Origin of the sequence: Sulfurimonas sp. NWX79, from assembly GCF_039667035.1 — a bacterium.
GTDB lineage: Bacteria > Campylobacterota > Campylobacteria > Campylobacterales > Sulfurimonadaceae > Sulfurimonas > Sulfurimonas indica.
Genome location: NZ_JALCZL010000012.1, coordinates 18,176 through 43,491, shown reverse-complemented (window position 1 = coordinate 43,491; position 25,316 = coordinate 18,176). Strand labels below are relative to the sequence as shown.

Here is a 25,316-nt window from a genome sequence, read left to right as displayed (position 1 = left end):
ATAATTTCTTATTTCTTTAGCTGAAAATTATGCTCGTTTTTTTACTTTAAGCGTCTTTTGGCTTCACTTGCTTCCTTGGAGTTTGGATACTTCGCAATGATTGCCTTATAAAAAGATTTTGCATGCGCTTTATCCCCTGTTCTATCCATTGAGATAGCTGTATGCAACATCAATGTTGGCATATATTTCGCTTTAGAATAAAGCTGTGATGACTTTTTAAAATAAGAGATTGCTCTTGCATAGTTCTTACGTTTAAAATTCATCTCACCTATCATATAGTGTGCATATGCAGGTTTATACTTTCTCTTTATCAACTCTTCATAATTGGCAATTGCTTTTGTATAGTACTTTTTATCATAATTCTTTTTCGCTAAATTATAAAGCTCTGCACTGCTGATCTTAGAGCTGCTATTTGATTTGCCTCTCTTCCCTGATTTTAACTCTTTTGCTACTAAATCTTTAAAATCATTCACACTCTTTACTAAAGAGTTATATTCATCTTTCGTAACATAGTGTGTATTGATTTCATCTAAAAGTTTTGAGATCTCTAAAATACTTAGCTTCAATTCTTCAATTTTTTTAGAATTCTCTTGAATAGATTCACTAAGTCTTACCTGATACTCATTGGCACTAGTAAAGCCTAACTCCTCTTCTTCTTTTAATTTTTGAAGATTGATTTTATTGTTATGTGTTTTTCTGCTTATACTCTCAACTATGCTCTGCAGACCATCTATTCTCTCACGTAAAGAATCTAATTGACTTGCCTGTGAATTGCTCTTCTGTGCAACTTTTTTCAGCTTGTCTTTTGTTTCTAATATAACTTTTTCGCTAGAAGTAAGCCCGTAAGGCTCAGGACTTGAGAGATCTCCGGCACCAAACGCTGAAGGTTCGGCTGCTAAGAGATAGATTGGTGCAGTAGCAACAATAAAAGCACTTACTATTGCACTACGTTTCATAATTTTTACTTAAATTATGGAAGAAGTTTGAAGTTAACGCGACGGTTTTTAGACCAACACTCTCTTGTATGATCTGTACATACAGGATTAGACTCACCATAACTTACCATTGAGATACGAGAAGCATCAATGCCATCAGCTACTAGTGCTTTTTTAACTGCATCAGCACGTTTTAGGCCAAGTGCAAAGTTATACTCATCACTACCCCACTCATCACAATTACCTTCAAGCTTAACATTGAAAGATTTTGCAGCATCTGTTTTTCCAAGCTCTGCAGCTTCGTCAATTTTAGCTTGCATCTCTGGAGTAATATTATACTTGTCAAATGCGAAATAAACTGTTGGAAGTTTACTTTCTATCTCAGCCATTGTCATTTCAGCTGTAGTCTCTGTACTTGAACTTACAACACTGTCTTCAGTTGATACAGTCTCAGTTGCTGGAGCTTGAACTTCCTGAGCAGCTGGCGCAGAAACCTCTTCTGTCTTGCTATCTACTGCAGGTTCTTTAGAAGAACATCCACTAAAAACTAAAAGTGCTGTAACAACACTAGAAAGTACTATACTTTTCATATCTATTTCCTTGAATATTTAATGTCAAAATATTATACCAAAAAAATGGCAATAGTTTCTTTACCTATGTTTACTTACCAATCCATAGATTGTACTCTTCCGTATTTCAAAGGGAAAAGGTAGTTTTTATTGTAATTAAGTCTTATGATACCAATGGCACTTTGGCCTTTATAGTTTTTAATAAAAATTATTGCATCACCATCTTTTGAAAATCTTGGAAACTCATTTACACCTATTGCAGTAAGACGTCTGATAAAGTCTGTTTTAGTAGAGATCAGATGCAGATTAAAAGTATTTTGACTAAATGCATTTGAGCTCTCTCTTGCTTTATATACTATATAATTTCCATGTGCACTACACGCTGAATTGCTTCTTCCATAATAAACCATCTGCTCAACTTCATTTGTATCGAGTCGTTTTGAAAAAACATTTGGATACCCAAGTCTAGAAGATATAAAAACAATTTGATTTTTGCTCATAAACTGTGCATTTACATCTATACCACTGTATTGTGTAAGACGTTTGTATTTTTTAGTCACTGTGTTAAAGCTGTAGATATCCGGCTGACCATCTAAAGCCATAGTAAGTAGCAATGTTTTTCCATCACTACTTACATCAGAACATACCATCATACCATCTGAAGATATGATATTTTTTACTTTTCCACTCTTTATATCTACATATTTCAGTGTAGGTTTGCTTGTATCTAAAACTGTATAATAAAAAGCATTTTGTGCTTTGTTTGCCCATTTTGGGAAAATATTAAACCCACCTTTTAAAATTGTATGCTGATATGAAAGTGTATAGTCTGCAATAACTATCTCACTTTTCATAGGTGCGATTATTCGAGAAAATATAACTTTTCTCTTCATCCATGCGACTGAAGGTTCACCCATAAACTCATTAATATCATAGGCAATTGCGTGAGAGATAAACATAAATATATCTTGTTTACTTACTCTATAGTTCTTAGAATAAACCTCTTCATTTTTTTGCAGTAGTTTTACTTGAACATTTAAAGCAGCATTGTCATCTTCAAACATTTTATAGCGAAGTACATAGGCCATGTCTTTATTTTCAACAAGTACATCAACATCATTATAGTTTGCTATGCGGTGATGTCTGTCAACATTGAAAATTGAAAGAACATTCAAGTCTGCTATCAATGTTTTAAAAAAACGCAGTCGAAAAGTGTCATCATAACTGATAGATGCATCCTCTACTGCAATTGAGGGAACCGTATCAGCTTTTTTTATCACTTCTATCGTTGCATCATTTGCAAAAACAAAACTTATTAGCATCAATAATGAAAATATAACTTTCAAACTCTACTCCTTGGAAATTAGTACTACAATTGTTCTGCTAGACTTACCTTGAGGATTTTTTGGAAATACAACATTTTTAAGTCTCTCTTTTATCTTATCAGCTTCTGCATTGAGTGCTTCATTTGCCGAATAGTTTAATATTCGAAAATCAGTCATGCGCCCCAAAGGGTCTATCTCAATGACTGTTTTAACACTATGTCCCTCACTGTTTGGAGGAACATTGAAATGCTGATAAACAATTGCTTGAATTTTAGCTAAATATTCATTAACCTCATTTGCCGTTGAAGTCTGCTGTTGATTTTTATCAGATTCTTTACTATCAAGTTTTTCTAGTTTTTCAGAGAGTGAGTCTACGCTGTTTTTCTCTGCAGTTTTTATCTTTTTTGCTATATCTTGAATACGTTTTGAGTTAACTTTTTTTGGCTTTTGTTTATGGGAAATCTTCTGTGTCCAGACATTGGAAAAGAGATCATTTACATCAATATCTTGCGCTTTACTTGTTGCAGTACTCTGTGGAGCTGAAACCTGAGATGTAAACTTTGAGATATCTTTTGGCATAACAACAGATACTGCGATGAATTTATCTTTTTTCATTGCATAGGATTTGTCTTTTTTTATTGCAAACATCATAACAATAAAAAGTGTTGAAAAAAGGAAAAAAAGAGTAAAAGAAATCACCCCACCAAGAATAAAATAATTTTTGTTCTTATCCATTGGTCGCTAGTGAAACCTCAGAAAAACCTGCCTGCTTTACTGCAGCCAGTATAGACATAACAACACCGTAATCCAGTGTCTTATCTGCACTGATTAGCACGGTTGCTTTTTTATCGAGTTTTTTTGCATAGAGAAAAAAGTTGTCTGTAAAAGCATTCAAAAGAAAATTTCTTTTATTTACCTTTATATTGCCCTCTTTATCGATAGTAATATGAACAGGAGGAATTTTAGAGAGTTGCTCTGTTGTAGAGCCTTGTGGCAGTTTAATATTTTCTTCAAAAATAATATTTGGGGCAATAACCATCAAAACAACAAGTAAAACCAGCATTACATCCACTAAAGGTGTAATGTTCAGTTCTGGTTTTTCATCCCAATCATAGTTCATTTTTTAGGCCTTACGAGCTAAAATTGCATCACTTTGCATCTGAAGATAAGAAATCAATTCAAAAGATTTTCGTTTTAATAGTTGATGATAAGTATAGGAAAATATTGCTACAAAGATACCTGAAGCCGTAGCGACAAGTGCATCACTTACACCTGCAGATATGACAGACATGCTTCCCGTAGTTTGACCGATATGTGCAAAGGTATCTAATATAGAGACTACCGTACCAAAAAGTCCGATAAACGGTGATGTTGAAGCAAAAATAGAGAGGATTGAGAGCCCTTTTGTCGCCTCTTTTGTTGCAGCAAGCATTGCAAGATCTAAAACTTCTTTTGAAACAATATTACTACTTTTAATAAAATTATTTAAAAAAGAGTTTTCGTTAACAGTAGTGGCACCAAGCAGGAGTGATTCTAAAGAAGCACTCTCACTTTTGAGCCAACTGTTAAGAGAAAAATAGCGGTAGAAAAACACCCAGTTCAAAATAATAAAGTATATTGACAAGAGAATCAATACGCCTATCGTAACCGGATGGCTTTTCAGATAGAAATCGATTAAATTATTAATCATATATTATATTAATCTTTGAGCTGCTGACTCTATTTTAGCAGACACAGAAGCAATAGCAGTGCTTGAATCTGCAACATCATTAATGAGTTTCTTCGCATCTTCAAGAGCTTTGGCGATTTCAGCTTCGTTTGCACCACGAATAGGTGCAGCACCCTCTACTAAAATAACAACTTTATCTTCACTAACCTGAGCAACACCCCAGTCAATAACAACAGATTCGACTGATTTATCTTCTTTTTCAACGTCAACAACACCAGCTTCCAACAAAGTTGTCAGTGAAGCATGACCTGCTAAAACGCCAAACTCTCCCTCTTTACCAGGAAGAACCACACTAACAGCTTCATCATTGAAGATTTCACCGTTAGGAGTTAGGATTTCAAGTTTAAACTTATCCATTACAGTCCTTTACTAAGCATAGAGCTTATTTGTTTTTCTCGTGTTTAGCAATAGCCTCATCCATGCTACCAACCATGTAGAAAGAGTTTTCTGACATATGGTCATAGTCACCATTAAGAATACCTTTAAATCCTTTAATAGTATCTTCAAGAGAAACATATTTACCAGGAGCACCTGTGAACACCTCTGCAACGAAGAATGGTTGAGAAAGGAATTTCTCAATTTTACGAGCACGCTCAACAACATTTTTATCATCTTCTGAAAGCTCATCCATACCAAGAATCGCAATGATATCTTGAAGGTCTTTATACTTTTGAAGTGTTTGTTGAACACCACGAGCTACTGCATAGTGCTCTTCACCTAAGATTTGTGGATCAAGCAATCTTGAAGTTGAGTCAAGTGGATCAACTGCAGGATAGATACCTTTTTCCGCAATTTTACGGTTCAGTACTGTTGTCGCATCTAAGTGAGCAAAAACAGATGCCGGAGCCGGGTCAGTCAAGTCATCTGCAGGTACGTATACCGCTTGTACTGATGTAATTGAACCATTTTTCGTAGATGTAATACGATCTTGTAATGCACCCATTTCACGAGCAAGAGTCGGTTGATAACCAACAGCTGAAGGGATACGACCAAGAAGTGCAGACATCTCTGAACCAGACTGTGCGAAACGGAAGATATTATCGATGAACATAAGAACATCAAGTTTCTTCTCATCACGGAAGTACTCAGCCATAGTAAGACCAGTAAGCGCGATACGGTTACGTGCTCCAGGAGGCTCAGACATTTGACCGTAGCACAGTGCAACTTTGTCAAGAACGTTCGATTCTTTCATTTCGTAGTAAAGGTCATTACCTTCACGTGTTCTTTCACCAACACCAGCGAAAACTGACAAACCTTCATGACCATGAGCAACATTGTGAATAAGCTCCATGATAATAACTGTTTTACCAACACCAGCACCACCGAATAGTCCAACTTTACCACCTTTTGCATAAGGAGCAAGAAGGTCAACAACTTTGATACCAGTCTCAAACATCTCTGTTGTAGTTGACTGATCAACTAACGGTGGAGGATCACGGTGAATAGACCATGTTGGTGCATCTTCTACTTGATCACCACCATCGATTGTCTCACCAATTACATTGAAGATACGTCCAAGTACTTTCTCACCAACTGGAACCTGAATAGGTGCACCAGTGGCAGTAGCTTCCATACCGCGAACTAAACCTTCACTCATATCCATTGCAATCGTTCTTACACGACCGTCACCTAAGTGCGCAGCAACTTCTAAAACTAAACGATGTTCCGTACCATCCAAATTAACATTTACTTCAATAGCTTCGTTAATTACTGGAAGATAACCATCAAAATCAACATCAACAACAGGACCCATTACCTGGCTAATTTTTCCAATCATATTTTTCTCCATTATTTCATAGACTCCACACCACTGATAATTTCTATCAGCTCTGTAGTAATAGCAGCTTGACGTGCTTTATTAAATTCAACATTTAAGTTTTTCACCATCTCTTTTGCATTGTTCGTTGCCGTATCCATCGCCTGCATACGTGCAGAATGTTCAGCAGCAACTGAATCAATCAAAGAGTAGTACATATTGTAATTAATATATTTTTCTACTAAAGAATCAAGCATTTTCTCTTCATCTTCAGCTTCAATCTCTAACATAGAGCTTGATTGTATTTTGTCACAATCAAATGCCTCTGTATCAACAGGTAAGATAGTGTTTACATGTAACTCTTGTGTTATCATGTTCTTATACCCGTTATATACGATATGTAGAGCATCAATCTTTCCATCTTTATAATCTGCGATAGAAGTCATGATAAAATCATCAGATCTCTCTTTATCCGGTTTAGAACTAAGACCTACAACTGTGTCAAACATCTCAACTTCATTGTAGTTAAAAAATTCTATACCTTTTTTACCGATACCACGTAAACGCACCTTTACGTTTTTCTCTTTATACTCTTTTAAAAGTTTGTTAACAGCTTTAATTGTTTGAATATTAAAACCACCACAAAGACCTTTATCAGCAGTAACAAAAACGATGTCAACCATTTTTGGATTTTCAATCTTTTTAAAACAACGATTGTCTAATCCGCCAACTTTGCTACATTTAATGCGTCCAGCTATTTCGGCAATTACCTGATTCATTTTTTGAGCATAAAGACGAGAACGTTTTGCAAGTTCTTCTGCACGGCGAAGCTTTGCAGTTGAAACAAGCTTCATAGCACGTGTCGTCTTTTGAGTGTTAGAAACACTCTTTATCTGTCTCTGAATATCTTTCAAGTTTGCCATAAAATATTCCTTAGTTCGCTACAAAGCTAGCTTTGAACTCTTCAAGTGCTTTCATTAATAATGATTTTGTATCATCATCTACTTTTTTGCTGCTTCTGATGTTCTCAAAGATTTGAGGATAAGAAGCTTCAATGAATGGATACAGTTCAGCTTCGAAACGTACAACGTTTGATGCATCGATATCATCTAAGAAACCTTCATTTCCAGCGAAGATAATAACAACTTGTTTCTCAACAGAAAGTGGTGAGAAAGGCCCTTGTTTAAGAACTTCAACCATTCTTTGCCCACGCTCGAGCTGGTTACGAGAAACTTCATCAAGATCAGATGCAAACTGAGCAAATGCTTGAAGTTCACGGTACTGAGCAAGGTCAAGACGTAATGTACCAGCAACTTGCTTAGTAGCTTTAATCTGAGCAGCACCACCAACACGAGATACTGAAAGACCAACGTTAATCGCTGGACGTACACCTGAGTTGAAAAGGTCAGTCTCAAGGAAGATTTGACCATCAGTAATTGAGATAACGTTTGTTGGGATATAAGCCGCAACATCTCCCGCTTGTGTCTCAATGATAGGAAGTGCAGTAAGTGAACCTGCACCATTTTCGTCAGAAAGTTTCGCAGCACGCTCAAGAAGTCTTGAGTGAACATAGAAAACATCCCCTGGATATGCTTCACGACCTGGAGGACGACGAAGAATAAGTGACATTTCACGGTAAGCAACTGCATGCTTAGAAAGATCATCATAAACAATAAGACCATGACGTGCATTGTCACGGAAATACTCACCCATAGTAACACCAGTGTATGGAGCCAAGAATTGAAGTGCAGCAGCTTCAGCAGCTGTAGCAGATACGATAATTGTGTACTCCATTGCACCGTGCTCCTCTAAACGACGAACGATTTGTGCAACAGTTGATTCTTTTTGACCAACAGCAACGTAGATACATACAACACCATTACCCTTTTGGTTAATGATTGTATCGATAGCTACTGTAGTTTTACCAGTTTGTCTGTCACCGATGATAAGCTCACGCTGACCACGACCGATTGGAACAAGTGCATCAATCGCTTTAATACCAGTTGCAAGTGGCTCATGAACAGATTTTCTCTCCATAATACCAGGAGCTTTCTCTTCTACAAAACGCACTTCGCTTGTCTCAATTGGACCTTTACCGTCAATTGGCTCACCAAGTGCATTTACAACACGTCCAAGAAGTGCATCACCTACAGGAACTTTTAAAAGAGTACCTAAACGTTTAACGCTCATACCCTCTTTAAGCTCAACTCCAGAACCAAGAATAACAACACCTACACTGCTCTCTTCAAGGTTCATTACTAAACCTTTTGTTCCTTCTTCGAACTCTACCATCTCTCCTGCCATAACATTGCTAAGTCCGTAAACCTGTGCAACACCATCAGCATAAGAAACAATCTTACCTGTTTCATTAATATCAACACTTAGTTCAAAGTTGTCGATACGCTCTTTAATTATTGAGCTGATTTCATCAGCTTGAATTTTTGCTACCACTATTGTTCTCCTCTCTTGAAGTTAAATTGCTTTAATTATATGATTTATAATTTGACTATCGATTCTATCTTTAGAGAAATTAATCTCAATTCCAAGACCTTCGACTTCTACTTTGATTCCATTAAAATCGTTTTTCACGAATGAAAAAGAGATTGTAGAATTAAATTTTTTACTCAAACCCTTACCAAGTTCATCTATAACTTTCGTGTCAATCTCACTGTCGCTATAAATTATGCCTTCATAAGTTTTTGTCGTGTTTGCTATATCTTTTTTCAATTCCTTTGCAATCGCAGGAATGATACTTACTCTTTTGTTCTCAACCAATAACTTAATAAGGTTGTTTAATTTATCTGAATTAGCTGGCTTTACTGCTTCTAATAAAATCTCTGATTTGACCTTAGCATTCACTTCAGGATTACCAATAATGCTAACAAATTTATCATCCTTAAAAGAGTCTGCCAAAGCATCAAATACAGATGAGATATTTTGAACTGTCTCTAAGTCGAAATCACTTTTGAGTGCTTTTATATATCTTTTTGCAATCAGTTCTTCCATCTATGCCACCTTTTTCAAAATAACATTTGCCATAGCTTCTCTATCGAAGATTTCAGAACTTTGATCTAATGTTTCAGCGACAACAGTTTCAACTACGTCACGAACCATATTTCTTTGTTCAAACTCTTTTTTAGATGCATGTTGCTTCACCATAGCTTCTAATTCAACATCACACTGTGCCATGATATTGTCATTTATAATCTTATTCTCTTTTTTAGAACTTACTGCCAACTCTTCAGCAAATTTCTCTGCTTCAGAAATTTTAGTAAGTGCCTCTTTTTTAAGAGCAATTGATTCATCAAGTTTCTCTTGAACTTTTTTCAACTCATCAGCAATACCCTGACTTCTTGACACAAAAAAGTTCTTTACCGGTTCCCCTACTAGATACCAAATAAGCCCTACAAAAAGAAGAAAGTTCACAGTTCTTTGAACTATATCCGTTCCTCCCTCATGCGCAGCTTCAGATGCTAATGCATAAGTTGATATCATAAGTATTAATACTAGAATTCTACTCACATCACACCCTTATATCTGACTCATTTTAGCTTTTAAAGCTTCTTTAAACATTGGAACTTGACTCATTAAGTCATTAGTCAACTCTTCTTTAGATTTCGCAAGTGATTGCTCAAACTCTAAATACTCTTGTGCAAGTTCAGCACGTTTTGCTTCTAACTTACTGTCTGCCAATTCCTTAGCATCCGCGATAACTTTTTCTCTTAGGGCCGCAGCTTCTAGTTTAGCATTCATAATAATTGATTCTGCTTTTGCATGAAGTTCATTGATTTCACTATCGTTTGAGCCTACTTTATCAAGGTCTCTTTTGATATCTTCATCACGTTTATGCATAAAACTGATTAATGGATTATAAAGCCAACTATTTAGAACGGCTATAAGCGAAACAAATACAACAAATGTAGCCAAGAGTAGTATTGGATTTATATCTAACATAGCACCTCCTAAAAGTTGCGAGATTATACTATGATTAAATTGAAAGGATAGTTAAATTGGAGTAAAAAATTGAAATTTTTTGTCACTAGTCTGTTAAATGTGACAAAAATTCCTCTGCTTCTTCTTGAGAATCAAACTCTAATGTAAGTCTGTTTTTAGAACTTTTTACATAAAATCCCAAATCATTGAGTTTTTCTTTGAGTTTTGAAAAGTCTAATATAATTTCATCACTTGTAGATGAACTCTTTTTTACATCTTCTTTTTTGATGTTTTTAATCATCGACTCAACATCACGAACACTGAGTTTCTGACCGATAATAGAGTTAACCATTAGTTGTTGTTCTTTTTCATCAAGACCAACTAAAACTTTTGCATGACCTGCTGATATCTTTTTCTCAATAAGTGCTTTTTGTGTCTTGGATGAGAGTTGTAAAAGTCGCAGTGTATTTGTAATATGTGCACGGCTTTTATGAATCATCGTTGCCAACTCTTCATGTGTTATGTCATGAAGTTTGATAAGTTCATGATATGCCTCAGCCAATTCAACAGAATTTAACTCTTCTCTTTGAATGTTTTCAATAAGAGCGAACTGACGCATCTTCTGTTCATCAGAGTTCAGAACAATGGCACGAATCTCTTTAAGCTTTGCAAGCTTGGAGGCACGAAATCTTCTCTCACCTGCAATTAGAACATAACCGTCAATATCTTCAGTAACGACAACAGGTTGCAATAATCCATCATTTTTAATTGATTCGGCAAGTTCTGCCAAAGCAGTATCATCAAAAGATTTTCTCGGTTGGAAAGGATTAGGTCGAATATCTTTTAAAGGAATCTCTAGAACTGCATCACGCTGTGAACTCTCGTTCTCGTACGCCTCATCCATTTCACCTAAAAGTGCATCTAAACCACGTCCAAGTTTCTGTGTCTTCATTATTTTATAATCGCCTGTGCTAAATTTTGATATGCAAGAGAACCTGCTGATTTTACATCATATAAAATTGCAGGTTTACCAAAAGATGGTGATTCTGCAAGTTTTACATTTCTAGGTACTACTATATATCTGTCTTTTTCATCTTTAAAGAGCTTCCCTTTAAAATGCTGACGCAAATCTGCAAATACCTGTTTTGAAAGGTTATTTTGAGCAGAGAACATTGTAGGGATAAAACCTTTGATAGTCAGTTTTGGATTAATCGATTTTCTTACTAACTTTACAGTATTTAAAAGTTGTGCAAGACCCTCCAGTGCAAAAAACTCACACTGAATAGGAATGATAACCGAATTTGAAGCTGAAAGTGCATTGATCGTCATCGGTCCAAGTGCCGGAGGAGAGTCGATAATGATATAGTCATAATCTTTTTTTACATTCGCAATGGCTTTTTTAAGCACCAACTCACGTCCTTTGGCTTTATCTGCATCATAGTACTCTTTTTCTATCCCTACAAGACCGATGTTTGAAGGAGCAAGATGGAGAGTTGGGAGGTCTGACTTTAAAATGATATCTTTGAGTTTTTTTGTACCGATGAGCACATGATAGATATTAAACTCATAATCATTCCTGTGAAATCCAAGTGATGTCGTTGCATTAGCCTGTGGATCTGAGTCAATGAGCAGTACTTTTTTTTCAGCAACGGCAAGAGAAGCTGCCAGGTTTACAGCAGTCGTCGTTTTACCTACTCCGCCTTTTTGATTTGCAATTACAATTACTTCACTCATCTTAAACCGTATATCCTCTCACCATTTATCTCCAAACTGCCATCAGAACTTAATTTTGCACCACGCAGAGAAACTTTGTTCTTGTTAATATGTGTGTAAAAATTTTGATTCTTGTAAAATTCTAACTTATATTTGCTAAAAACTTGCTTCCATAAAACTTTTTTTTCAATATTTTTGAAATAATTTTCCAAGAGCTTTTTTTTCTCTACTGCAACATCAAGTGATGCGTGAGCCTCTGGTGCACTGCTGCTGTTTAATCCTATGCCGCAAATTACTATATCTTGTACTAAATTTGTAATTGTTCCACCAATTTTTTTATCTGCAAGATAAAAATCATTGGGCCACTTTATCCATACATCAGAACCAAGCTCTTGGAGTGTCTCTTTTAAAATATAGGAAAAATAGATAGATGCAGATTCCAGTTTCAGATCTTCTGGCAAAAAGCTCTTTTTTACAGCAAAAGAGAAAAAGAGATTTCCCTCTTCTGATATCCACTTATTTTCACGACTTCCTATACCGTCAGTCTGCAAGTCAGCACTAACAGCTACAGGAGCTTGAAGTTCATTTGTAGTGATTTTTTCTTTGAGATATTTTTGTGTTGAGTGGATAGTATCAAGATAGATAATCTGCAACACTTAACCTTTTGCCATTAATATAAGCAAGCACATCCATCTCTTTTTTTGATTCTGGCTGCACTCTAAAAATTCTAATGCTTCCCTTTTGACATCCGACAACAATACTCTCTTTATCAATGTTCAAAATCTTTCCGGCTTCATTAGAAGACTCTTTGGCTTCAAGTACGATTTTCTTGAGTTTTAACTTACTCTCTAGGTATATGCCTGGCCAAGGTGTAAAAGCTCTATATTTGTTAAAAAGTATCTGAGCATCTTCAAAAGTAACCAAGCCATCCGCTTTTGTTATCTTCTTACAGTGTGTTGCTTTTGTTTCATCTTGTGGAATGGGAGTATATGAATGAAAGTTTTTCACTACATCAATCGTCAGTGTTGTAGCTACTTGCGTGAGCCTATGAAAAAGCTGCTCAAGCATCTCATCATCGGCCACTTGAATCTTTTCAATCTTTAAGATATCACCCGTATCAAGTCCCTCTTCCATCAACATTGCAGTCACACCTGTCTCTTTATCACCGTTTAAAAGAGTTTGTTGAATTGGAGATGCTCCACGATACTGTGGGAGTATGGAAGCATGAAGATTAATGCATGGTGCATGATCTAATATCTCACGTGGCAATATCTGTCCATATGCTGCTACTACAATATAATCACACTCTATTGTCAAAAGCTCACGCACAACTGCTTCCTCACGCAGACGTACAGGTTGATAGATAGGTATATTATACTCTTGTGCCGTTACTTTTACTGGTGGAGGTGTAAGTACTTTTTTACGTCCTACCGGTTTGTCAGGCTGTGTATATACTGCAACAACATCTATCTTACTATCTTCTATAAGCTCTTGTAAAATAGCATCAGCATAATCGGGAGTTCCCATAAAAATGACTTTTATCATGACTCTGCAGCCTTAGTAAAGAGTGTTCCACCCATATGTCTGCCTTCAAGCATAAAATGTTTGACATCACTTAAATCAAATCCACTTGCTAAGAACATCTCTCTGTTATTTTCTAAGAGATATGCTGCTGCTTTGAGTTTTGTAACTATCCCACCCGTTGCAAAGATATTGTTTGGTGTCACCTCTTGACTTAACATCTCTTTATCAATATTATGGACAACTTTTTGAACTTTTGCATCACTGTTTTTTCTCGGATCACTATCATAAAAAGCATCGATATCTGAAAGGATAATAAGCATATCTGCATCTGTATGTTTTGTTATATAGGCTGAGAGTTGGTCATTATCTCCAACTTCGAGCTCATCAGTTGCGGTTGCATCATTTTCATTGACAATTGGGATAACACCGTTACGTAGCAGTGTCTCAACTGTATTTTTTATTCTTTTAATATCATCTGATTTATTGAGATTTGCTGCAGTTACCAAAACCTGAGCAGTCACGACATCATGTTTCTCAAACTTCTTTGCATATCTACCCATAAGAACCGGTTGCCCAATAGCAGCTAATGCCTGCTTATTGGCGATGACTGTTCTATCAAGTTTGAGTTTTGTATATCCACCAGCAACAGCACCTGAAGAGACTAAAATCACTTCATATTTTTTACGAAGCTCAACCAAAAAATTTACAAGTGCCTGCATACGAGTGAGTGCAATTTCACCATCTTGTGTGAGTACTGCACTTCCTACTTTAACAACAACACGTTTCATATTTTCTACTTTCTGTCAGACTGTACTAAATTAAAGAGTGCATATTTGAGTGGCTCTATATTTTTATGTGTAGCAGAAGAGATTGGAGCAATGAAATATGGTTTTTCTCTCTTAAAACCAAGTGTTTCATCCGCACTTTCTTGAATAAAATATGGTAATGCAGCGTCAAAGTCAAATTCACTCTGCTTACTTGGAGTAAGTCCCAACATCTCAATAAAATTCGTCACTAAATTCTCAACATCTTCCGGTGGAACGATATCTACACGAGTCAGTGCTATCGCATATTTTGAAGTTCCAAGTTTTTCTGAAAAAGAAGCCACTTCATCTTTAAGAACTTCTATCTGCTCTTTTAAATCACGGTATGAAGCCAAATCAATCATAAAAAGGAGTGTTTTTGTACGCTCAATATGACGAAGAAACTTGATTCCAAGTCCTTTACCTTCATGTGCTCCACCGATAATTCCAGGGATATCAGCCATTACAAATGACTCATAATCTCCAATATTTACCTGACCGAGCTTTGGTGTGAGTGTTGTAAACTCATAGTTTGCAATCTCAGGACGAGCATTTGATACTGTTGAGATGAGTGTTGATTTTCCAACATTTGGAAAACCGACAAGTCCAACATCAGCAATAAGTTTCAAGTCAAGCTTGATTTTACGCGTTTCTCCCTTTTCACCCGGTTGTGCATAGGTTGGTCTTTGGTTTGTAGGGGATTTGAAGTGCGTGTTTCCAAGTCCACCTTTTCCACCTTCTAAAAACTTTACCTCTTGACCATCTTCAACCATGTCAAGTAAAACTTCGCCTGTTTCAGCATCAACTATCTGCGTTCCAGGTGGTACGATGATAACTTTTTTAGCACCTGATTTTCCTGTACAGTTTGAACCCTCACCAGGACGGCCGTTATCTGCTTTTATATGCATCTTTCTTTGAAAATGTGAAAGTGTATGTGTGTTGTTGTCACATCGAAACCAGATGTCACCACCTTTTCCACCATCTCCGCCATTTGGACCACCATTGAGTACAAATTTTTCGCGACGAAATGCCACACATCCTGGCCCACCTTTACCTGATGAGACTGTTAATTCGACACTATCTGTAAACATTGTCTGATCCTTTTTATATCTAGCTATTTAAATACTTAAGAAAAAACTATTATAAAGTAAATTATTAAATATTTTGAGTTTTGTTTTTTGGAAATATATTCCGAAGTGATAGAAAAAAAATGTTTGAGCCAAAGCTCAAACAGATGTAGAATTATGCAGCAGGGATAATTGAAACTTGTTTACGTTTTTTATCTTTTCTTTCAAACGCAACAACACCGTCAACTAAAGCAAAAAGAGTATGATCTTTTCCCATACCTACATTTTTACCCGGATGAACTTTTGTTCCACGTTGGCGAACGATAATGTTACCAGCGATTACAGCTTCACCACCATATTTTTTTACACCAAGTCTTCTACCAGCTGAGTCACGATTATTCTGTGTACTCCCTTGACCTTTCTTATGTGCCATCTTGAATCTCCTCTAAGTTTAGTTAAGCTACTATGCAGCTATTTTCGTGATACGTACACGAGTATGATCTCTTCTGAAACCACGTTTTACTTTACTATCTTTACGACGACGTTTTTTGAAAATCACAACTTTCTTGTCACGTCCTTCGCTGATAACTTCAGCAGTTACAACAGCACCATCCACATATGGAGCTCCAACTTTAAGCTCACCAGCATTTACTGCGAGAACTTCTTTGATTTCGATAGTAGCTTCTGGTTCTAATGACATTTTATCTAAAGAAAGAACGTCACCTTCTTGAACTTTATACTGCTTACCACCATTTTTAATAATTGCGTACATCTATGGTCCTTAAATATTTTTAGGTTGTATTTCTACAAAAAGTGCGGAATTATACCCATTCAAGCTTTAAGTTATGTTTAATTTCTTATTTATCTCTTATTTTCCTAAAAAGTATTACTGTTTTTTTAACAACAAGTCGTATAAAAAAGAATAAACTATAAAGAATAAACGTATATATTAAAGGATGAAAGTAATTTTTTCTCTCTTGCATCAAAGAGATTCTCTCTGTAGGATTAAAGAGCAAATCAGGATGCATCATAAGTGCGAGGACGACAAGCAAGATAGCATAAATCGCCATCTCTCTTATCAGAGTTTTTTGCATCCTACATCAATCCTCTCATCATCAAATACCAATACATTGGTTTTAACATATAGAGGTCAAATGCCCACCACATCCAGCGTGGTTGTTCTACTGCTAGTGGGAATGACGGTGCTGCACCTTTATAATTGAACTCTGCAAGAATGATTTTACCATACTGTGTTTTGAGTGGACATACAGTATAGCCGTCAAATTTTTCTTTTGGCTCTTTTCCTTCCATCACAGCTAAAAGGTTTGCGACCATAATCGGCCCATGGTGACGAGCTGATCCACCGGTTTTGCCTTTAGGAACACCACAGATATCACCAATTCCAAATACATTTTTATAGCGTCTGTGTTGCAATGTATACTGATCAACTTCAAGCCAACCTTTTCCAGTTCCCTTTTGCCATGCAAGTTTGGAGTTAGCCACGGCATCAACCCCAGCCATCGGTGGTACAATATGAATAAAGTCATACGGCATCTCAACACGATCAACCTTCTTGATCATATCATACTCTTCTAAGTCCTCGTCATATTCACCTTTAACTTCATACTTATACTCAAATGTTGCTATTTTTTTATCAGCATCAATCGCGATAAGGTTATGTTTGAATTTATTTGTAATATTTCCATAACGAGGCTGAACAACCTCTTTTAACTCTTTGTCAACTGCCGGTACCGCACCAAAAAGTTTACTACCGTTTGTCGCAAAAGTAAACTCAGCTGTCAAACCATCACGTTTAAGATAGTCATCACTGAGATAGAGGATTTTTTGAGGAGCACCACCACATTTGATCGGTGTTGCAGGCTGTGTACAGATAACTTTTGGCTTACCATTTTTGGCAGCCTCTTTAAGCTCATTGAACCAATCCCAAGTGATACTACCACCATCTGCTGTTCCAGCTTCAGGGTCATTGAGATAAACCGAAGAGATACCATTCTTACCGATCATATCTTTTGTAAGCCCCTCAATCCACTCATAATGATACTGAAGACCAGTAGCTACAACAAGGTAGTCATAACTCACCTCTTTACCAGCACGTGTGATAACCTTATTGTTATCCGGATCAAAAGTTTTTACCTCATCTTTAATCCAGTTTACATCATCTGGAATGAACTCTTTGTTATCTTTGACAATATCTTCAAAGGTATACTCACCTGCAGCCATAAATACTTGACCTGGTTGATAAAGATGCTTCTCATTTGGAGCAATTAGTGTAATATCTGGATGTGAAAGCGCAGCATGGAGTCGTGCCATAGCCATAATACCACCGGCACCTCCACCAACGATTACAATCTTGCCTTCTGCACTTGAAGCTTCAGCTTTTGTACCTGTCGAACTGCCTGCACTTGCTAGTACACCTGCAGCAATTGGTGAGATACCCATAAATTTCAAGGCATCACGGCGACTCATCCCTTTTTCATTCACTATTTCATCCATAAAGTCAATTTTTTTACTCATTTTCATTTCCCCTTCTTTAACTAGTATCTATATCTAAAATATACTCTTAAATCCTGTGCACTCTCAACTGGATCCAATCCATTTGCAACTGCTTCAGCCATTGTAAGCGGTGTACCGTTATCACCAAAGAATCCATTTGATCCAGTGTAATCATAATCTAAATATGTATATCTGATTTGCATGGAAAACAGACTTTTTCCATCTTTTTTTATAATTGGCTGTGTCCAATATGCTTCATACGCATTCCCACGAGTTGCCATCTTTGAGCCTATCATTGTATCTTCACCATATGTAAATGGTCTCCAGTACTTTGAACCGTGGTTATACTCTAGTCCAAATTTTCCACCTGTAAGGTTTGGTACCTGTGCACCTATCCAGTATGAGTAACCGGATTCTTTATTAATACTTCCTAACATTGGTTGATTAGCATTTGGTATTGTTTGTGACCAAGCAACAGAAGCAAACAGTATAGTATCATCAAGGAAATCATTGATCATATCTCCAATGCCCTGTATTTGCGCAGACAAAGCAGCACCATCCATATTCCCAAATGTTCTAAGTGCTGGAGTCGTTAATGTTGAGTCAATTCCTGGGACATTAAAGCCACGATAGTATGTAGCCATAGCACTATACTGTCCATCATCATAAATTTTTGCAAGCACACCTACTAGATCCATATTATCCAGTTTATCTGCACTTGTATCTGTAGCATAGTCTAAACCTTGTGCATCAAATCTTGTTCTAGCATTTGTAAGACCACGACCCAAACAGAGTTTTAAGTACGAACCTGAGACATATTTATCGAGTTTGATACTGGCACTTAAACCATCAAACTCCATATTGATAATATGACCTTGTGGAGATTTTGCTTTATCATCATCACGCAGATTGATAAGATATCCATTTGTTGCAGGACGGCGACCAACACTCAGTGTTGTTCCAAAACCACCAACAGTCGGAGTCCAAAGCCAGTATGCCTCTCTAACCTTTAGAGTATCATCTGTCAGTGTTTCATTGATAACCCAGTCAAAGCCATCATAACCTTGACCTCTTCCATTTGTATCTGCACCAAAAGCCTTATTAAAAGCAAGCTGACCTTTAAATATCATATCTTTTGTCGGCTGATATCCCATACCTAACCACAAACGATTTGAAAAAAGTGCATCATTTGTATAAGTTTTTGTAGCTGTTTTATAACTGATATAGTCATATGCTGTTCTAAAGTCTATATCAAACTTGATATTATCAAAAGCATCATGTGCTCTTACTTTTGCTAAAGATTTTTTTGTGCGTTTTTGTTGATTTTCCAGTTTTGCGACTTTTTTATTCAATGCATCTATCTCAGCCTTTAAATCTGCAATATCATCTGCGAATGTACTAGATGCAAGCCCACCGATTACGGCAAGTGACAATAAAATTTTCTTCATATGTTTTCCTTGAGTGAAAGCTTATAATTATTTAGTTTTGTAGAGTACACTCTCTTACGAGTGTACTGTTTTACTTAGCAAGAAGGGATGTTTCCACTATCGCTTGCGAAATCATGCACGAAGTCATATAAATGTGTTGAGAATTTTTTCTTGAATTTTGCGCTCTCAAAAAAGTCAGCTCCAGCCGGACATGCTTCAGTCATCACTTTTCCAAGTTCACCATTTTCTTTTGCCTCTGCCCACTCATCTTGTGTATGTTTTGCTGCAAACACTGCTCCAGAAAAACCACAAACATTCTTGAGTTTTTTCTGATAGATTCTCTTTCCTTTATCTGCATCTGCACTTGCAGTTGTTGCAATTAAACCAAAACCTAATATTGCTGCGAAAGCTACTTTTTTAACTGTTGTCATTTCATTTCCTTATATTATGATATTAATAAGTAGCTATTATACATATTTAAACTTTAAGATAATATAAACTTAAAATATTTATAAACAGTATTTATAGATTATATTTGGAGATTTTAATTTTGGAAGAGACAGAGAGTCTTTAACTCTCTCTCATAGTGTTTTGAAGGGGTATTATAGTATTGTTTGTTTATTTGATGAGTGCTACTGCATCAATCTCTACAAGAGCATTTTTAGGTAAAGTTTTTACAGCCACAGTTGAGCGGGCCGGTTTATGATCTTTAAAAAAACTTTCATAAATTTCGTTAATTGTTACAAAATCATCCATATCTGCAATAAAAATAGTTGTTTTTATTACATTATCTAAAGAAGAGTCTGCTGCTTCTAAAACCTCACGTAGATTGCTTAAAACCTGTCTAGCCTGTGTTGCAACATCTGCACTTAAAAGTTCATCACTTCCATTTGGAAGGAGTGCTATCTGACCTGAAGTATAGACCATACCATTTACTACTGTTGCTTGAGAGTATGGTCCTATGGCAGACGGGGCTTTTTGGGTTTGTACAAATTTCATTTTTTCTCCTTTGTCATTGTGAATTTTTCTTGTGCATTATCCATAAATGATTCAAAAGTATCTACTTTTCTGTATCCTAGACTGTTATATAAAATATTTCCTTTACTATCAGTAAAGTAGTGTCTAGGTACAGGTGCAGTAGCAAATTTTTGAGGTACATCATCAAATTCACGCACAAGATGAACAGGAACAAACTCTTTTTTTAGTCTCTTTTTGACATTCTCATCTTGCAATGTTGTCTTCTCAAACTTATCACACCAGCCACATGTAGATGATGATATGAAAATATAGATAAGTTTATTCTCTTTCTTTGCTTTTTCCATTGCTACATTGTAGTTATCTAACCACTGCAGCTCAGTTGCCATAAGCGTTACTGCCAATAATATCATTGATACTATATATCTCATTACTTCTCCCAAATCTCAATTAAAGTTTTAAAGACTCTGTACAAATCTTCTACCTCCTTTTTTGTTGTTCGCTCATTGACTGAATGAATCGTATCATTTTTAACACCAAACTCGATAACATCAACACCCATTGGAGCGATAAATCTTGCATCACTTGTACCCCCGGCTGTTGAGTGTTTTGGTTTTATACCCGTTACTCTCTCTATGGCCTCATCTATTTTACGTACAAGTTTTGTATTGGTATCGGTCTGGAACGGATACGAACCCTGCGTGAGACGCAGTTCATAATCCAATCCCTCCAGGTGTTTTTGTACAAACATTGTAATCTCTTTTTGTGTAATGTTTGTGTTATTTCGAACATTGAACATCATTTTGAGTTCATTTGGTGTCACATTGGTCACTTCCATTCCCGAACGGATGTCGGTAATGACAAACTTTGAAGGCGCAAAGGCTTCATCGCCATCATCCAAATCAACACCTGCCATCTCAGAGAGCGGCTTTGCAATCTGATGGATAGGGTTAATGGCTTTTTCGGGATAAGCAGCATGGCCTTGCTTGCCTTTTAGTGTCAAGTATCCATTGATAGAGCCACGACGTCCAACTTTTATGGCATCACCAAATATCTCTTCACAGGTTGGCTCAGCAACAACACAGACATCAGGAAGCATATCATGCTCACGCAGATACTCTAGCACCTTTACAGTACCGTTGATTGCTTCTCCCTCTTCATCAGAAGTAAGCAGCAATGAAAGTGTTCCTTGAAAGTTCTCTGCCTCTTTGACAGCCTGCACAAATGCAGCAACGCCGCTTTTCATATCCTGTGTCCCACGACCGTAGATATACTCACCTTCCTCTACAGCTTCATAAGGGTCATACTTCCATCCACTACCAGCGGGAACTACATCCACATGTCCGGCAAAACAGAGATGTTCTCCTTCTCCAAACTTTTTATAGATAAAAAGGTTCTTCACATCCTCTACATCTACTCGTACAGCCTCAAAATCTTCTAAATATTCACTGATAAAATCCAGTAATCCTCCATCATCAGGAGTCTCACTCTTTGTAGAGACCAGTTTTTTAAAAAGCTCTAATACTTCCACGAACTATTTTCCAGGGTTCTCATAAAAAACATAAGGTGTAGAGTAGTTACTTACTTCAAAATAGAGTTTTTTCTCACCCTCATCTACCTTGTAGTTAAAGTTTGTATCCAAATATCCGTAACCATATCTATAGTTTCTTGGTGTTGTACCATCTGTAGCGATAGCTGTTGAGAGTTTATCAATATTTATGAATCTCTGCACAAGCTTCCCACCCATATAGATATCAAGAACCCCGTGAGTACCTGTCCAGTTTTGGATGCTGCGTCCTAGTTTGTTCTGTGTCTCTTGTGTACATGCAGTAAAAAACAGTGCCACTGCAACGAGTGTAATTAAAAACAGTTTATGCATTCTCTTCTCCATATTTTAATTTTTTCAGTGCTGCTTCTTCATCTTCTTGACGCATTAACGATTCACCGACCAAGAAAGCATCCACACCTGCTTTACTCAGATCTTCCAACTGTCCATGCTCATAAATACCACTCTCAGCAACGATGATTTTACCATTTGGAATAAGCGGAATCAGTTTGTAAGAGAGCTCCATATCCATCTCAAAAGTCTGTAGATTTCTATGGTTGATTCCAATAATATCACTTCCTGCATAAATGGCTTTTACAAGGTCAGCCTTATCATGCACCTCAACAAGTGCTTCCATACCAAGGTGTCTTGCATAGTTGAGTAGATCTTTAAGCTCTTTTTTTGAAAGTGCCGCTGCAATAAGAAGGATAAAGTCAGCTCCAAAGACCAAAGCCTCTAAAATTTGATACTTTGAGACGATAAAATCTTTTCGAAGAAGCGGAATACCAACATAACGGCGAATACCTGCCAAATATTCTAGATTTCCCTGAAAGAAGTGAGGCTCAGTCAGTACCGAAATCGCACTTGCTCCTCCTCGCTCATATGCCTGAGCAATAGCGAGTGGGTCAAAATCTTCACGAATTACACCTTTTGAAGGTGAAGCTTTTTTAACTTCTGAGATAATTCTGTACGGGTCTTCTTCAGTCGCTGTTAAATATGGAAAAACATCACGCGGCTGTCTTGCGTTAAATGCAAGTGAGCGTCCTAACCAGTCAAGTGAGAACTCTTTTTCTCTTTTTTCCAAGTCCTCTTTTGTTTTTTTAATAATATCATCTAAAATCATTTTTTCTTTCTTGCCCTTCTTAATTTTTTAATGCACTTGTTGATTTTTTTCAAATGTTCTCTAACCTCGGGTTCATCTCCCCCTTCTAGTTTGACAACTTTTAACATGATTTTTTTAGCTTTATAGCATTTCCCAAGCTTGTAATATCCCCACGCTAGTGAGTCTAAATAGTATGCGGAATTCGGTTGTTTTTTCAAAACCTCACGGATATAACTCATACCTTTTTGAACATTGACATCATGATCTATCAGAATATATCCAAGATAGTTCATGTAAAGTGAATCTTTATTGTATTTTACAACATTTTCAAGATTTGCTATTACATTGTAAAGAACTTTTTTAGGAACTTTCCCTCTGTAACTCTCATATTTGTAAATGGCACTCTGTCCCAAGTATGCATAATCACTGTTCTCTTTATAGAGTTTAAATGCCAGCTTACTTGCTTTTTTCCAGTTTTTTCCAGAGACATAAAGCTGAAGTAAAAGCTCATCATCGATATGGTTCTCTTCTAAGAAATTCATCAGTTTCACATACTCTCGTTTATAGGAGTATATCTGAATGATTTTTTGCGCTATATCCTCACTCTTTTCTTTTGCATAGAGTCTTTTATAGACAGAAAGCAATCCCTCTATGTTGTTATCATGACTGTAAAAACTGACAAGTCTGTTACAAATAAGCTTGGAACATCCATGAATTCTTGCGTGAGACTCCAGCTCTGCAATCGCCTCTTTTTTTCTGTGCAGATTGACATAAAGAATGATGGAAATTTTATCAAGTATCTCTTCATTATACTCTTTGATATAGGCACCTTCTAAATATTTTAGTGCCAAATCATAATCTTTGCTTTTTGTATAGACATCACTCACGAGCAAGTAATCTTTTGGTGCATGTGTATATTGTGCCAATGCAATGGAGACTTTTTTTGCTTCTTGAAGTCTGTTTGACTCTAACAATGCAACAGTTTTTAGTCTCACCAGTTCTGTATCTTCAAAAGAACCATCTGTGAGATTATCAACAGTTTTTACAACATCAGCATACTCTTTTAATACAATCTTATCTTGCAAATATCTGTAAAGGTACTCTTTTTTCGATGATTTTTCATAAAGTTCTCCAAAAAGTCTTGCAGCACTTTTATAATCACCTACCTGCTCTGCACGCAATGCAAATACTATGTACGTATCTTCTACATCAAAAGCCTTCTCATGTGGTTTGATACTCTTTTGAGAACAGGCTGATAAAAGCAGTAAAAGCGATATCAGAAAAACTCTAAGCATCAATAATCCCCGGACACTCGGCTTTAAGTTCATCAACATGTGTTTTGAAATAGTCCCAAAAAGGAAAAGTTTTACACTGATTTGGTCGTGCCATATATATTTTACATCCATTGGACTCTCTGTCATAAAAGACACACTCGTAAGAGTCTTCGATTTTGTTTTCTTTGAGTGAATATTTGTACCCGTTTTTGAAGAGATATTTTACTCCAAAATCATTAACATCCATATCTAAAAGCTCTGCAATAGCAAATATCTCTGCTTTTGTGACATAAATGTAACCACTCTCACCCGTACAGCAGCGCCCTTCACAACTAGCACATGCATCAGAATTAAAAGCATAAGGATAGCCCTCTTTTTTTACAATTGACATTTGATACTCTCTGTTTTAGCTTTTGCATAAATTTTTTGCACCTCTTGCGTGAGGTCATTGCCATCAAAATGGATCAAAGGCGGATGTACTTTTACCATTGCCTTAGAACCGTTTCTTGCATGAATCATTACCAACGAAGCAGTTCTGTCTATCTTTGGATGCACAAAGCGTACATCCACAAGACGCATTTTTACTCTATCTAATGCTGCAGAAATAAGACCAAACTGCGTTGCATCATAACAGAAGATAAAATGTGAATGCGGTTTTAAAAGCTGTGAAACCTTCTTAAAAAAAGCATCCATCGGCAACGATGAGTTATATCTAGCATATGTGAGCATTGTATCTTTGGACTTTTGTACCCCATCAGGATAAAAAGGCGGATTCGAGATGATATAGTCATACTTTTGCTCAGTCTCAAAGGCCAAAAAATCTGCTTCGTACAATTTATAGTCAATACTATTTGCCTCTGCATTTTTTTTTGCATAAGCAGCCAAAACATCCTGCTTTTCAACAGCTTCAAGTTCTACCTTTTTATTATCACGTGCGACTAAAAGTCCTACAATACCACAACCTGCACCAACATCAAGCACACTGCCTTTGGGAGAAAAACTGTTTATAAAGTCATATAAAAATATGGAGTCACTATTGTAACAATAACCGGATTCGGGCTGATAAAGAAGCATATTTTGATAAAGCCTTTGATATAATTACGTTATTATATCTTAAAGGCTTT

General features: G+C 36.5%; 32 protein-coding genes. All 32 read right to left on the bottom strand.

Annotated features, from left to right (window positions below; genetic code table 11):
* Positions 1–41: 41 nt before the first annotated feature.
* Positions 42–956 (bottom strand): tetratricopeptide repeat protein, encoded by a 915-nt coding sequence (locus tag MNY27_RS06705; protein WP_152184465.1) that lies wholly within the window; start codon positions 954–956, stop codon positions 42–44.
* Positions 957–970: 14 nt separating this feature from the next.
* Entirely contained in the window at positions 971–1,525 is a 555-nt protein-coding gene (locus tag MNY27_RS06700) for an OmpA family protein (protein ID WP_152184466.1), read from the bottom strand.
* A gap of 74 nt (positions 1,526–1,599) precedes the next feature.
* On the bottom strand, positions 1,600–2,850 hold the full coding sequence (tolB, locus tag MNY27_RS06695) for a Tol-Pal system protein TolB (RefSeq protein ID WP_152184467.1): 1,251 nt from the start codon (positions 2,848–2,850) through the stop codon (positions 1,600–1,602).
* Between the two features lie 3 nt (positions 2,851–2,853).
* A complete protein-coding gene (locus MNY27_RS06690) occupies positions 2,854–3,480 on the bottom strand; it encodes a TonB C-terminal domain-containing protein (protein WP_188109491.1) in 627 nt (208 codons plus the stop codon).
* 76 nt (positions 3,481–3,556) lie between these two features.
* Entirely contained in the window at positions 3,557–3,949 is a 393-nt protein-coding gene (locus MNY27_RS06685; protein WP_152184469.1) for a biopolymer transporter ExbD, read from the bottom strand.
* A gap of 3 nt (positions 3,950–3,952) precedes the next feature.
* Positions 3,953–4,519, bottom strand: a complete 567-nt coding sequence (locus MNY27_RS06680; RefSeq protein WP_346392028.1) for a MotA/TolQ/ExbB proton channel family protein — start codon at positions 4,517–4,519, stop codon at positions 3,953–3,955.
* 3 nt (positions 4,520–4,522) lie between these two features.
* The gene (gene atpC, locus MNY27_RS06675) at positions 4,523–4,915 is read right to left on the bottom strand and encodes an ATP synthase F1 subunit epsilon (protein WP_152184471.1); all 393 of its coding nucleotides are present in this window, start codon (positions 4,913–4,915) and stop codon (positions 4,523–4,525) included.
* 25 nt (positions 4,916–4,940) lie between these two features.
* Positions 4,941–6,335 carry a F0F1 ATP synthase subunit beta gene (gene atpD, locus MNY27_RS06670; RefSeq protein WP_152184472.1) on the bottom strand — a complete coding sequence of 465 codons (1,395 nt, stop codon included), beginning with the start codon at positions 6,333–6,335 and terminating at the stop codon, positions 4,941–4,943.
* An 11-nt stretch (positions 6,336–6,346) separates the two neighbouring features.
* Positions 6,347–7,237 carry an ATP synthase F1 subunit gamma gene (atpG, locus tag MNY27_RS06665; RefSeq protein ID WP_152184473.1) on the bottom strand — a complete coding sequence of 297 codons (891 nt, stop codon included), beginning with the start codon at positions 7,235–7,237 and terminating at the stop codon, positions 6,347–6,349.
* Between the two features lie 10 nt (positions 7,238–7,247).
* Complete coding sequence (atpA, locus tag MNY27_RS06660; RefSeq protein WP_152184474.1) at positions 7,248–8,765, bottom strand: F0F1 ATP synthase subunit alpha; 1,518 nt, start codon at positions 8,763–8,765, stop codon at positions 7,248–7,250.
* A gap of 21 nt (positions 8,766–8,786) precedes the next feature.
* Positions 8,787–9,320: a F0F1 ATP synthase subunit delta gene (locus tag MNY27_RS06655; protein ID WP_152184475.1), complete on the bottom strand. Its 534-nt coding sequence runs from the start codon at positions 9,318–9,320 to the stop codon at positions 8,787–8,789.
* On the bottom strand, positions 9,321–9,836 hold the full coding sequence (locus tag MNY27_RS06650) for a F0F1 ATP synthase subunit B (RefSeq protein ID WP_152184476.1): 516 nt from the start codon (positions 9,834–9,836) through the stop codon (positions 9,321–9,323). It abuts the gene before it with no gap.
* Between the two features lie 9 nt (positions 9,837–9,845).
* The gene (locus MNY27_RS06645; protein WP_152184477.1) at positions 9,846–10,268 is read right to left on the bottom strand and encodes a FoF1 ATP synthase subunit B'; all 423 of its coding nucleotides are present in this window, start codon (positions 10,266–10,268) and stop codon (positions 9,846–9,848) included.
* 85 nt (positions 10,269–10,353) lie between these two features.
* A complete protein-coding gene (locus MNY27_RS06640) occupies positions 10,354–11,199 on the bottom strand; it encodes a ParB/RepB/Spo0J family partition protein (protein ID WP_152184478.1) in 846 nt (281 codons plus the stop codon).
* Positions 11,199–11,981: an AAA family ATPase gene (locus tag MNY27_RS06635; protein WP_152184479.1), complete on the bottom strand. Its 783-nt coding sequence runs from the start codon at positions 11,979–11,981 to the stop codon at positions 11,199–11,201. Before MNY27_RS06635 ends, MNY27_RS06640 begins: the two co-directional genes overlap by 1 nt.
* Entirely contained in the window at positions 11,978–12,616 is a 639-nt protein-coding gene (locus tag MNY27_RS06630) for a biotin--[acetyl-CoA-carboxylase] ligase (protein WP_346392027.1), read from the bottom strand. The genes MNY27_RS06635 and MNY27_RS06630 overlap by 4 nt, the downstream gene beginning before the upstream one ends.
* Positions 12,594–13,505 (bottom strand): methionyl-tRNA formyltransferase, encoded by a 912-nt coding sequence (fmt, locus tag MNY27_RS06625; protein ID WP_188109492.1) that lies wholly within the window; start codon positions 13,503–13,505, stop codon positions 12,594–12,596. Before fmt ends, MNY27_RS06630 begins: the two co-directional genes overlap by 23 nt.
* A complete protein-coding gene (gene proB, locus MNY27_RS06620; protein ID WP_152184481.1) occupies positions 13,502–14,272 on the bottom strand; it encodes a glutamate 5-kinase in 771 nt (256 codons plus the stop codon). The genes fmt and proB overlap by 4 nt, the downstream gene beginning before the upstream one ends.
* Before the next feature lie 5 nt (positions 14,273–14,277).
* The gene (gene obgE / locus MNY27_RS06615) at positions 14,278–15,378 is read right to left on the bottom strand and encodes a GTPase ObgE (protein ID WP_152184482.1); all 1,101 of its coding nucleotides are present in this window, start codon (positions 15,376–15,378) and stop codon (positions 14,278–14,280) included.
* Positions 15,379–15,529: 151 nt separating this feature from the next.
* Positions 15,530–15,787, bottom strand: coding sequence for a 50S ribosomal protein L27 (gene rpmA / locus MNY27_RS06610; RefSeq protein WP_152184483.1), 258 nt, complete (start codon positions 15,785–15,787; stop codon positions 15,530–15,532).
* A gap of 30 nt (positions 15,788–15,817) precedes the next feature.
* On the bottom strand, positions 15,818–16,126 hold the full coding sequence (gene rplU / locus MNY27_RS06605; RefSeq protein WP_152184484.1) for a 50S ribosomal protein L21: 309 nt from the start codon (positions 16,124–16,126) through the stop codon (positions 15,818–15,820).
* Between the two features lie 323 nt (positions 16,127–16,449).
* Complete coding sequence (locus MNY27_RS06600) at positions 16,450–17,889, bottom strand: FAD/NAD(P)-binding oxidoreductase (RefSeq protein ID WP_152184486.1); 1,440 nt, start codon at positions 17,887–17,889, stop codon at positions 16,450–16,452.
* 20 nt (positions 17,890–17,909) lie between these two features.
* Entirely contained in the window at positions 17,910–19,316 is a 1,407-nt protein-coding gene (locus MNY27_RS06595) for a DUF3373 family protein (protein WP_152184487.1), read from the bottom strand.
* A gap of 74 nt (positions 19,317–19,390) precedes the next feature.
* Positions 19,391–19,726: a cytochrome C gene (locus tag MNY27_RS06590; protein ID WP_152184488.1), complete on the bottom strand. Its 336-nt coding sequence runs from the start codon at positions 19,724–19,726 to the stop codon at positions 19,391–19,393.
* Positions 19,727–19,913: 187 nt separating this feature from the next.
* A complete protein-coding gene (locus tag MNY27_RS06585) occupies positions 19,914–20,294 on the bottom strand; it encodes a RidA family protein (protein WP_152184489.1) in 381 nt (126 codons plus the stop codon).
* A complete protein-coding gene (locus MNY27_RS06580) occupies positions 20,291–20,701 on the bottom strand; it encodes a thioredoxin family protein (protein ID WP_152184490.1) in 411 nt (136 codons plus the stop codon). The genes MNY27_RS06585 and MNY27_RS06580 overlap by 4 nt, the downstream gene beginning before the upstream one ends.
* Positions 20,701–21,801: a succinyl-diaminopimelate desuccinylase gene (gene dapE / locus MNY27_RS06575; RefSeq protein WP_346392026.1), complete on the bottom strand. Its 1,101-nt coding sequence runs from the start codon at positions 21,799–21,801 to the stop codon at positions 20,701–20,703. The genes MNY27_RS06580 and dapE overlap by 1 nt, the downstream gene beginning before the upstream one ends.
* Before the next feature lie 3 nt (positions 21,802–21,804).
* On the bottom strand, positions 21,805–22,149 hold the full coding sequence (locus tag MNY27_RS06570) for a hypothetical protein (protein WP_152184492.1): 345 nt from the start codon (positions 22,147–22,149) through the stop codon (positions 21,805–21,807).
* Entirely contained in the window at positions 22,142–22,939 is a 798-nt protein-coding gene (gene trpC, locus MNY27_RS06565) for an indole-3-glycerol phosphate synthase TrpC (protein WP_152184493.1), read from the bottom strand. Before trpC ends, MNY27_RS06570 begins: the two co-directional genes overlap by 8 nt.
* Positions 22,936–24,213, bottom strand: coding sequence for a hypothetical protein (locus MNY27_RS06560; RefSeq protein WP_152184494.1), 1,278 nt, complete (start codon positions 24,211–24,213; stop codon positions 22,936–22,938). The genes trpC and MNY27_RS06560 overlap by 4 nt, the downstream gene beginning before the upstream one ends.
* Positions 24,206–24,577: a YkgJ family cysteine cluster protein gene (locus MNY27_RS06555; protein WP_223176047.1), complete on the bottom strand. Its 372-nt coding sequence runs from the start codon at positions 24,575–24,577 to the stop codon at positions 24,206–24,208. Before MNY27_RS06555 ends, MNY27_RS06560 begins: the two co-directional genes overlap by 8 nt.
* Positions 24,571–25,266, bottom strand: a complete 696-nt coding sequence (locus MNY27_RS06550) for a methyltransferase (protein WP_152184496.1) — start codon at positions 25,264–25,266, stop codon at positions 24,571–24,573. The genes MNY27_RS06555 and MNY27_RS06550 overlap by 7 nt, the downstream gene beginning before the upstream one ends.
* Between the last annotated feature and the right edge of the window lie 50 nt (positions 25,267–25,316).

What these genes read in the sequence shown, in the direction of transcription:
- MNY27_RS06705 (WP_152184465.1), bottom strand. Translation starts at nt 956, where the DNA reads ATGAAACGTAGTGCAATAGTAAGTGCTTTTATTGTTGCTACTGCACCA.
- MNY27_RS06700 (WP_152184466.1), bottom strand. Translation starts at nt 1,525, where the DNA reads ATGAAAAGTATAGTACTTTCTAGTGTTGTTACAGCACTTTTAGTTTTT.
- MNY27_RS06690 (WP_188109491.1), bottom strand. Translation starts at nt 3,480, where the DNA reads ATGATGTTTGCAATAAAAAAAGACAAATCCTATGCAATGAAAAAAGAT.
- MNY27_RS06685 (WP_152184469.1), bottom strand. Translation starts at nt 3,949, where the DNA reads ATGAACTATGATTGGGATGAAAAACCAGAACTGAACATTACACCTTTA.
- MNY27_RS06680 (WP_346392028.1), bottom strand. Translation starts at nt 4,519, where the DNA reads ATGATTAATAATTTAATCGATTTCTATCTGAAAAGCCATCCGGTTACG.
- atpC (WP_152184471.1), bottom strand. Translation starts at nt 4,915, where the DNA reads ATGGATAAGTTTAAACTTGAAATCCTAACTCCTAACGGTGAAATCTTC.
- atpD (WP_152184472.1), bottom strand. Translation starts at nt 6,335, where the DNA reads ATGATTGGAAAAATTAGCCAGGTAATGGGTCCTGTTGTTGATGTTGAT.
- atpG (WP_152184473.1), bottom strand. Translation starts at nt 7,237, where the DNA reads ATGGCAAACTTGAAAGATATTCAGAGACAGATAAAGAGTGTTTCTAAC.
- MNY27_RS06655 (WP_152184475.1), bottom strand. Translation starts at nt 9,320, where the DNA reads ATGGAAGAACTGATTGCAAAAAGATATATAAAAGCACTCAAAAGTGAT.
- MNY27_RS06645 (WP_152184477.1), bottom strand. Translation starts at nt 10,268, where the DNA reads ATGTTAGATATAAATCCAATACTACTCTTGGCTACATTTGTTGTATTT.
- MNY27_RS06640 (WP_152184478.1), bottom strand. Translation starts at nt 11,199, where the DNA reads ATGAAGACACAGAAACTTGGACGTGGTTTAGATGCACTTTTAGGTGAA.
- MNY27_RS06635 (WP_152184479.1), bottom strand. Translation starts at nt 11,981, where the DNA reads ATGAGTGAAGTAATTGTAATTGCAAATCAAAAAGGCGGAGTAGGTAAA.
- fmt (WP_188109492.1), bottom strand. Translation starts at nt 13,505, where the DNA reads ATGATAAAAGTCATTTTTATGGGAACTCCCGATTATGCTGATGCTATT.
- proB (WP_152184481.1), bottom strand. Translation starts at nt 14,272, where the DNA reads ATGAAACGTGTTGTTGTTAAAGTAGGAAGTGCAGTACTCACACAAGAT.
- obgE (WP_152184482.1), bottom strand. Translation starts at nt 15,378, where the DNA reads ATGTTTACAGATAGTGTCGAATTAACAGTCTCATCAGGTAAAGGTGGG.
- rpmA (WP_152184483.1), bottom strand. Translation starts at nt 15,787, where the DNA reads ATGGCACATAAGAAAGGTCAAGGGAGTACACAGAATAATCGTGACTCA.
- rplU (WP_152184484.1), bottom strand. Translation starts at nt 16,126, where the DNA reads ATGTACGCAATTATTAAAAATGGTGGTAAGCAGTATAAAGTTCAAGAA.
- MNY27_RS06600 (WP_152184486.1), bottom strand. Translation starts at nt 17,889, where the DNA reads ATGAGTAAAAAAATTGACTTTATGGATGAAATAGTGAATGAAAAAGGG.
- MNY27_RS06595 (WP_152184487.1), bottom strand. Translation starts at nt 19,316, where the DNA reads ATGAAGAAAATTTTATTGTCACTTGCCGTAATCGGTGGGCTTGCATCT.
- MNY27_RS06590 (WP_152184488.1), bottom strand. Translation starts at nt 19,726, where the DNA reads ATGACAACAGTTAAAAAAGTAGCTTTCGCAGCAATATTAGGTTTTGGT.
- MNY27_RS06585 (WP_152184489.1), bottom strand. Translation starts at nt 20,294, where the DNA reads ATGAAATTTGTACAAACCCAAAAAGCCCCGTCTGCCATAGGACCATAC.
- MNY27_RS06580 (WP_152184490.1), bottom strand. Translation starts at nt 20,701, where the DNA reads ATGAGATATATAGTATCAATGATATTATTGGCAGTAACGCTTATGGCA.
- MNY27_RS06570 (WP_152184492.1), bottom strand. Translation starts at nt 22,149, where the DNA reads ATGCATAAACTGTTTTTAATTACACTCGTTGCAGTGGCACTGTTTTTT.
- trpC (WP_152184493.1), bottom strand. Translation starts at nt 22,939, where the DNA reads ATGATTTTAGATGATATTATTAAAAAAACAAAAGAGGACTTGGAAAAA.
- MNY27_RS06560 (WP_152184494.1), bottom strand. Translation starts at nt 24,213, where the DNA reads ATGCTTAGAGTTTTTCTGATATCGCTTTTACTGCTTTTATCAGCCTGT.
- MNY27_RS06550 (WP_152184496.1), bottom strand. Translation starts at nt 25,266, where the DNA reads ATGCTTCTTTATCAGCCCGAATCCGGTTATTGTTACAATAGTGACTCC.